This window comes from Paenarthrobacter sp. GQ52 (assembly GCF_059759005.1).
The window spans coordinates 47,000-55,560 of the sequence record NZ_JCAXEJ010000025.1; the positions used below are offsets into that span (position 1 = coordinate 47,000).

Consider the following 8,561-nt stretch of genomic DNA (forward strand, 5'->3'; position numbering starts at 1 on the left):
CAGGATTGTCGGGATCGGATTCAGGTCCACGCCCAGGGTTGGCGCCCTAGAAATCGCGCATCATTCAGGCTGCGGCTAAATTGTCATGCCCCGGTGACAGACTAATTCCCGAAGCATCCCCTCGACTCTAAGGAAAGCCATGATACTGACCAAACCAGATTTTGCCCCTATCTACTACATTGAAATTCAAAATGGACGCCGCATTGAAACGGTCGTTGCGGCGGGTCTCGAGTGGCTACGCAACCAACCAAATGGTCAACGTGGTGTCTTAGCTTGCGACCTGGCAAGTGCGCTTAACGACATCCCAAGGAGTCCTTGGCTTCGGTCTGTCTCGAAAGTCCACACAAGAGATTCCGGCATAGGAGCCGGCGGAAGCAACCGGCCACTCCTTGCCCTCTTCCCCACTAGGGATTTACTTCTCAAACTCACCGACCGATACGCCGACCGTGTCTCGGCTATGTGCGTGCTTACCTACGGGGAGGCAGACCGCTTTCCCAATGTGTGGCTTGACTACGTTGGGGCTATCGATCTGATCACCAACCAAAAGAGAGCAATCAGCACGGCCAATGACCTTGATCCTGTGGTTGAAGCTGCATTCGTTAGTTTGCGTGGAGAACTGACCGCTCAACTTTGTACTCCCGAACATTCTTATGATCCAAATGGGGTCTCCACCCTCCTTGAGCTCCAGCGACACGGCCATGAGTTGGATGAGAACAAACTCGCGGCCTGGGCCATTACTCAAGGATTCTCACGCCGAGACGTTGCTGAATTCGTTGAGCACATAAAGAAAGTGAAGAAGGGCCATCGATATTCCGCCAAGTCCTATGGCACGTGGCAGCCGAGCTACGACAGGTGGTTGAGCCGGAGCGCCGTGGTTCCTGGTGTAACAACTTAAAGGCGACTCCTCCCAACGCCGTGCGGAATCCGGTACCTTCCGCCAGTTCGGCCATACCCAGTTGTCATATTCGGGATGTGCGATTCAAAACGTCAGGCCGTCCGGGAGAGGGCGCGGCTCAGGCCTCAGCGCAACTTCCCATTTGCCGTCGTCGAGAATGCGAAGCCCGGCATTCTTGAAACTTTCGTGGATCCGCCAAAGGCTCTCCTCTTGGCGGAAGTTTTTGAGCAGACCACCTGAGGGGTCAAGGATCTCAAGCAGCATCAGTCGGACTACCTGCCGAAGCACCACGCTGACGAGATACGTCTCGTCGTTATTAGGAAACTCGCCTCTATCGAAATGCTTGATTGAGTTGTAAGAGTTAGCGGCCGCCCGTGCGAGACCGCCGATACTATTAATCCGGTTGCCCCAATCGACATCGAGCAGATGCAGACACCGATACACGTAGGTTGCCGTCGTAGGCTTTTCATTTCTGGTGTACGTGGCATTTTCACCCTCACGCACGCCTATAAGCTGACCGCCCGCTTCCAGAGACATCGATAGGGAGACGACCATATCCTCGACGAACACTCCGCGCCGCCCGAGTACCCCGACCGCGGGCAAGATAAAGCGCTTCCATTTCTCGTATTCCTGGGCCCATCGAACGAGCCCAACCGGGCCGAGTTGTCGGAGTGCGACGAGGGGCCGTTGCAAATCACTGGTCGTGGGCCTCTGCTCGACGTACTCGTGTACCGTCCGGCGACTGATCAGTTCCACGAACGGGTGGTGCAGCCCCGCGCCGTTGAGAAAGCGATCAGTGAAGGTCTCATCCTTGACAAGGTGCTTTCGGAACTGGATGGCCCCACCGAAGACGAGGACAAGGAGATGCACAATCTTCCGTTGTTCAACCAAATGGTCGAAGAACCGTGCTGGTTCCGCGAACCTACTGTCAGCACTACCCATTCGAAGATACCTAAGCTCGGGCCGTCAGGCGTCTCGAAGTCTGCCGTGCGCCAATCGGTCCGAAGTGTCATGGTCGCGCCGCCTTGAGCCCATTCAACGGAGTGGGCACTCTCAACGTTGGTAACGAGCTTGTTGTCAATGGCGCGGCCGGAGTGGTTGATTGCAGTAAATCCGCTCCACTCTTTCAACCCATCGATGTGGCTTCGCATCTCTGAAACCAGCAGCGGAGATGAAAGATCCGCCTCGCGTCGCGCCAGCACAACTTCTGTGGGCACAAGCTTACCCAGCGACACTCTGTGACCACTTCTCATAGAGTGGCTAGACCATTGAACATCAAACAGCGACACGTCGCCCTCATCAGTTTTAAGTAGTAAGTTTTCCGGGGCTGTTCGCGTCGAGAACCACTGCTGCACAGCCTTGAATTGCCCCGTCGAGTCATCCTGGATGAACGGAATCTCAACAACGGCGCCGCTTGATTCTTCCATGCGCAAAGTGCTTGCTGCGTAGGGCGTATCCGCGACCCCATCAACCAGCAGACCCGAAAGGAATTTTCCGAACGGTAGGCTCACGACTTTCATAACGCCAGGTTAGCCGGGGCTCACGGGACCTCTTGCTGATAGAACAGGCTTCCCACGTGTTCAGACTTCGAATCTTGGCGGCGGGTAGTCTGACTCGGACTAATCAACTGAACGCGGCTCGACCCATGGAAGAATGACCGAAGACATTTATAGCTATACGAGTACGCGGGGGCACAGATTGACAGAACAAACTGAACAACCGGCTAAGGTCTGTGTTGTTGTCGACACGACGACTCTCCATGACCAAAGTGCGGAGCTTGGCACAATCGCCTGGACAACCACATTGAAGGCCTCGCGCCGTGGTTCTATTGATCTTGCCGTTCCACTTGTTGTCCTCCGTGAAGCCGAGCGTCAAGTGAAGGCGGCAGCCGCCGAGACCGTGCGTTCACTCGCGGCAGCATCCAAAAAGTTGAGAACTGCAGGCAGTAAGGCCGCGTTGGAAAAGGCGCTGGCTGAGCAAAAAGTCTCTATTGAGACTGATGCGAATGGATACCTCATTAGGATGATCAACAAGATATCGGCTTCCGGTGGCCGGATTTTACCCCTACCTAAGATTGCTCAGGAATCACTCTTTGAGCGAGCCGTCAGCTTTACACAGCCTTTCAAATCTGACGGTAGTGGATATCGAGACGCTCTCATCTGGCACTCGATCTTGGAAGTCGTTGAAGCGAGCGCTGCCAACACGCATATGTACTTTGTCTCCAATAATTCGAGGGACTTTGGCACCGATGACGTCTTATCCAAGCACCTGCTAGAGGAAGCATCGGCGATCAACGACGGCGTCAAGCTCGAATTGACGGCTAAACTAGATGTCGCAATGTTCCTAGAGTCGGCCGGCCTGAAACTGCCGGCCGGCGAAGCAGAGGAACCGGAAGGCGAAAACGTTCCTATGTCTAGGGAACAACCAGCCCAGCTTGAAGAGCTTCATGATGAGCAGAATCGCATGCTCGAATTGGCGCTGACAGCTACCGCTGAAGAACTGTTGTGGCACGAAATACAGGTTGGGGACGGTGAGCAGCTCGACACGCTTGACCTTCCAAGGACATTCGAGAATCCCATGCTTTCGAGCGTCGACCTTCAGTTCGACACGATGACCACACAGAGAAATGACATTTTTGACGGTGGGGATGAATTAGTCCGTTGTGAACTCTCAGCGGACATCGAAATAGACGGCTTGGTCCATAAGTCGGATGTGCCCTACTTGCGGAATGACATATACGTCTCCAACCACGATCACAACTCCCACTATGCGGAGGTATCCACGTCCAGAACTGCCACTATGATTTTTGATGTTCTGCGATCTGACTCAGGCCAAGTCGAAAACTGCGATTTCGTGGAGTGGCTAGGTCCGGCAGAAACGCCGGCGCACTGAACCGACGGCCAGGTGCGCTGGTTGGCCAACAACGCGACAAGCAAGTCAGCCCTGTAGTGCCGACTCTCCCGCCTTTCATCGCGAGATAGTACGTTAACTGCGTGTTGACTGCTGTTTCAAGCCAGATCCACTCCGATGCCTCATCCGAGCGAGCTTCGCGAATAAACCACGGCCACCTCGGATTATGTAAACAGCCGGCGTGCCGAGTTTAGCGAGTGTGGGCGTGGAGTTGTCCCACTACTTTCTCTTAGGGGTTTCCTGGGGTTTCAACGATTGCCAGCACTCGTTGCTCAAGATCCAGGTATCCACGGGCGCCCAACACATGCATCAGATGCCGCGAATCATTTCTGAGTCGCTCATCGTCTGACGCGACACCCGCTGCTATTACGGCAGGGGCCGCATGCTCCGTGAGGTCGTAGCTCCTTGCCTCAGCATCAACCCCCTCCGGCAGTAGAAGTCTGAGTGCGTCGAGCGAGGCACGGGGATTCGCCGGCGCGGCTTGGGCCAAAATTTCGCCGATCATCCCATGACTGTTGAGACGGCCATGAAGTTCAGCTGCTTCGACTAGGCGTGGCAACCACCATTCCACTGGGTACTCTCCACACCTTACGAACCAATAGAAGTCGCCGAGTTCAGCCCTTTCCTCCGGATTTGCGCGCACGTGCGCGACACGCTCGTCCCAAAGTTCGCCCAATCGTTGCGCAATGCGCACGTCAACCGACTTCATCGCCACAAACTGCCATGCGATATTGGCGACGGCCGCCCCTCTGGTTGCCGGCGGGACCAACTCGAAGAAATCGCGTAGCAAGGTGTCGTTTATGTCGATGTCACCCCAAATGAACGACTCGACAATCCACTGACCCATCAGTTCAAGGGGTTCCGACCGTTTCCACCCAACCGCGATCGGTTCTTCTAGGTGGAGCGCAGCAGACAGCGGCTTACGGAGCAGCTCAAACGTAGCCTTGTGGGGATGATATACAGCTAGCGCCGTCGTGAGAGCCACCTGCTGCCCCTTGGAAATTCCCTCGTCGCCGCCAAACAAGCTTGCAAGATTGGCCGTCAGCCAATCGGGAGCGCAGTCATACAGTTTCATCAGGTTTTCACCGACAACTGCGTGGATTGCTCCGTGCGGATCTCGGCGCCCAAGTTCGCGCTCAAGTGCAACAAGGGCACCTTGGAACCATGAAGAATCAGCCCCGTGGCTTAGGAGGTTGATGAGACCCCTGACTGAGACCGGCCACCGGGAGGTCCGCGATATTGCAAAGGGATCCATCGGGCTACTGGAATGACGGCTGGCATACTCACGCCAGGCTCCATCGTCCTCTATGGCGCCGATCAGCACTGCAGCCACTTGCTCCATGACCAAGTTGGGGAGGAAGACGTTGTTTCGCTTCTTAGTCACTTCCTCCAAGAGGCCTATCGCCGCATGTTTTGCATGTCCATAGTCCCGATCGTCATCAAAGTCATGGCCTTCCGGAGGGAACACTGAAGGTTTGGCACGATCGAGTACAGCATGCGTGACGTCCAGGAGCTGACTCCATTCAGGCTGGATACCCGCCTTGATCGCGGCTTCCCACCCGGTCAGTACTGCCCTAAGATATGTCGGTCGTAGCCTGTCGACCAGATCTGATATGCCAGCAAGGGCAAACGGGTTGGTGGATACAAGAGTAGTGAGTTCGCGTCCTTGGCCTTCGTGCGTTGGTCCTCGCCAATCGTCGCCTATCCGCCAGGATTCAAGGTGTGCAACCAGCTCCCGGGAGTCCATCGCGGACAACTCAGTTTGGGAGCTCGGGCTCGTTGGCCCACGCCACGATCCAGAGCTCAGGTCAGGAGCCAGCGGCGACTCGATGACACCGTGTTCCGCATCCAACTCTGACAACCGCTGCTGCAGGTCGGGCGGAAGAGACGGTGCCCCGATCGCAGCCAGAAGCCGCTGCTGCCATCTCTCCCGGAATTCTGACGACTGCTCATCCGGAGACGTCTGCACACCATCCTCGCTACGTGAATATCTCCCCACCGCGGTTGATGAGACACGCGGAACGGCTCCGATAAGTAGAGCCAACTCCGCGAGTTCATCCGGTGCGATGTCGGCGACGGCCTTGATCAAGTGAGCCAATTCAAGCCAACATGGTTCCTCGCTTGACAGAGGGTCAGAGATGAGGTCCTTAGCTGCAGAGATGATGGCCACGGTGTCCCCACGCTCCGCGTGTAAAAGCAGGAGAGCCTCCGCGGTGGCGAACAGAACAATCCGACGAAGTAGCAGAATTGATGTTCGTGTAAGCATCGAGATGGTCCAATCGGGAGCCCTTCGGATGCTTGCTGTCGCCAGATCACGAACAGTGTCAATGAGGGCATGCTCAACGCTCGGTAGCGAGAGATCCTTACGGCCAATGACGGCTCGTCTCAGGTAGCTCACATCAAAATCCTCAGTGACGCTTTCAATCATCCATAGGTAGTCTTCAAGCCAGGGCGTAATCGTGCGGAGTCCGATTTCACCCAGCGATTGGGCGACCTTAGGCAGTTCCTCGGCGTACCAGTAGTCCTCGAACGCAACCTCAACTTTGCCCTGCTGGCCATCGGCCCGAGGGCGGAAGAGTAGGTTGGCAAGTTTTAGTCCTGCTTTGGTTTCCCCGTTGTCAAGCAGGTTTTTGGTCAAAGCGCCTTGTGAACGTGGGTCAGTCCTCCAACCGAGCCCATCCACGCCCCACTCCAATATCGTTGGCACCAGACGTGCGGCATGCTCTGCAGGGATCCTGGCCCCAATATCGAACACCGCTCGGCGCACCCACGAATTGCTAGCGCTCCGAAGACCAAGAAAAACGCCAACCACTTGGTCTGGTACGAGGCCGGCCATACGAGTCAAGAATTCGATTTCGGGCCAATACGGCTCACGAGTGTAGCCGTCGTCCCCCGGGGTAGGTTCGGGCGGAGTGCTGAAGACACCTGCCGCAGCCAATGGTTGTAGCCAAAGTGGGCTGTTGTTTCCCTCGAAGAAGACCCGACGAAGCTGGAGAGTTGGGATCTGGCGCAAGGCACACTGAACTTGTTCGGAAGTCGGAGGCTTGTCCGCGCGATTGATCTCAGCCAACAACTCGTCGAGTAGCCGACGAGTGTCGAAGAAGCCGGCAGTCCTAACGGCAACCAGGTCTTCGACAACACGGATATTCCGCAGAATCTCAACGTCGGTTGGCACATCACCGTTGTCCCTGGGCGGACGCTCCAGATGGGTCCACCGAACGAAGAACTCACGGGCCTCAATCCATTGCCCGACCGCTGGATGATCGCTGCTGCTACCCTCAGCGAGCAGAGCGGCGGCATCGTCGCGGACCTTCTTGGTCTCCAGAACCACCGTTTGTACTACCTGATCAATAGCAATCGCTACTGCTCTAGGCACGGGGATGTAGTCTAGGTCCTGCCGAAGGTCGAGGTCAGACGACAGCGCCAGAGCATCAGAAAGCTCGCGGGCGAGGGCTGACGCGGACTTACCCTTCAGGCGGCCTGTGGTCTCGCCGATGACTGAGGGCAGGGCGTTCATGACTTCTCGCATCGCATTTCCGATAAGCGAAAACACGAGCACGTTCCTCGCCTGCCACCGCCGGGGTCCCGAGCATTCGGATGGCCGCACTATATGTCCCGGCGAGAGCCGGACTTCGCTCATCCAAGGCGTAGTACAGTTGCTGCTGCCGGTCGTCAAGGTTGGCTCTGTCCTGCACAACCATCCTCTCTCCATCAGATCTAAGGGAACTAGGGTGCCGGCGCAAGGTTGTACTCCGTTAGCGAGCGCACAGCGGCAAAGTCTCGCACTAGACAATCTTTATCCAAGCGATGCGCAGCTGGGCTGGTGGCTGAACGAGCGGACCCGACTACGTCCGCTCGTTCAGCCTGTCACTCGGTTATCTTGGGGTGACGGACGATGTCCGATCCTGCACTCTAAACGTCCATCTCAAATAGAGTTGGATATGGAGCGACTCCAGAGGTCACTTCTCTCTTGTCAGACAAAGAATCCGGCTCAGTTGAATTAGCTCGACCGACGCTTGCGGAGGTCGTCTCAAGAAGTCGGATGCGCATTTCTCCTGGACCTACGAGCCACAACGACTGCCTGTCTGGTGACCACGCAAATGTTGTTCTGCCCTGGTGAGTCGCCCGGGCTTCAACCTCACTCAGGCTGGCGACAAGGATCGTCAGGAACACCCCTGATTGAGTGCCGGGTTCTCGGCTAGGACCGGGTTCGCACAACCATATACTGTCGCTAATCCCGACCCGGCGTGATGCGTGCTTCACCGGGACACCCACTATCTCCGAGAAGAACGATGCGGCGTCGGGGAGATCCGGGACAGTAAGTTCCGTTCGGAGCACTGCCGCCCGGGGCGTGTCTGGAGAGCGGCCATCCCTGGTTTGAGGATTGTTCGTTGGCTGACTAGGACCTTCAACCGCGGGCCGTCGCCCTCGGTCAAGGAGACTACCGTCAACGGGCTGTTTTTCAACGCGGTCTATGAAGAGCGTTTGTTCGTCAGCTGTAGTCACGGTTGCCCTGGACACGAAATTGCGCGAGCGGGTCTGCAGTTCGACAATCCCCTGAACCTTAATGGCACGGCCATCAGGGAGGGAATCGACGTAGCCGCCCGAAAACAGCTTCGTCGTCCAATTGCGAAGAGCAGACGAGCTTACTGGGGTTGAAGGAACAGGCGAAAAACCCTTAGTGACATAATCTCCGTTTGCCATGTCTGACATTCGGAGTGCAGTGCCCGCAATGTGGCTTCTATCCTGAACATTA

General features: G+C 56.3%; 5 protein-coding genes. 2 read left to right on the forward strand and 3 right to left on the reverse strand.

What is annotated here, in order from left to right:
- Positions 1-139 precede the first annotated feature (139 nt).
- A complete protein-coding gene (locus AC6CH8_RS21420) occupies positions 140-895 on the forward strand; it encodes a DUF1889 family protein (RefSeq protein ID WP_498192274.1) in 756 nt (251 codons plus the stop codon).
- Between the two features lie 84 nt (positions 896-979).
- On the opposite strand, the gene AC6CH8_RS21425 is transcribed toward AC6CH8_RS21420, so the two are convergent.
- Together AC6CH8_RS21425 and AC6CH8_RS21430 are read right to left on the reverse strand one after the other, a co-directional pair.
- The gene (locus tag AC6CH8_RS21425; RefSeq protein WP_498192275.1) at positions 980-1,651 is read right to left on the reverse strand and encodes a hypothetical protein; all 672 of its coding nucleotides are present in this window, start codon (positions 1,649-1,651) and stop codon (positions 980-982) included.
- Positions 1,642-2,415, reverse strand: a complete 774-nt coding sequence (locus AC6CH8_RS21430; protein WP_498192276.1) for a hypothetical protein — start codon at positions 2,413-2,415, stop codon at positions 1,642-1,644. The genes AC6CH8_RS21425 and AC6CH8_RS21430 overlap by 10 nt, the downstream gene beginning before the upstream one ends.
- Positions 2,416-2,548: 133 nt before the next feature.
- Between AC6CH8_RS21430 and AC6CH8_RS21435 the strand changes: the two genes are divergently transcribed.
- The gene (locus tag AC6CH8_RS21435; protein WP_498192277.1) at positions 2,549-3,787 is read left to right on the forward strand and encodes a PIN domain-containing protein; all 1,239 of its coding nucleotides are present in this window, start codon (positions 2,549-2,551) and stop codon (positions 3,785-3,787) included.
- A 247-nt stretch (positions 3,788-4,034) separates the two neighbouring features.
- On the opposite strand, the gene AC6CH8_RS21440 is transcribed toward AC6CH8_RS21435, so the two are convergent.
- Positions 4,035-7,358: a hypothetical protein gene (locus tag AC6CH8_RS21440; RefSeq protein WP_498192278.1), complete on the reverse strand. Its 3,324-nt coding sequence runs from the start codon at positions 7,356-7,358 to the stop codon at positions 4,035-4,037.
- Between the last annotated feature and the right edge of the window lie 1,203 nt (positions 7,359-8,561).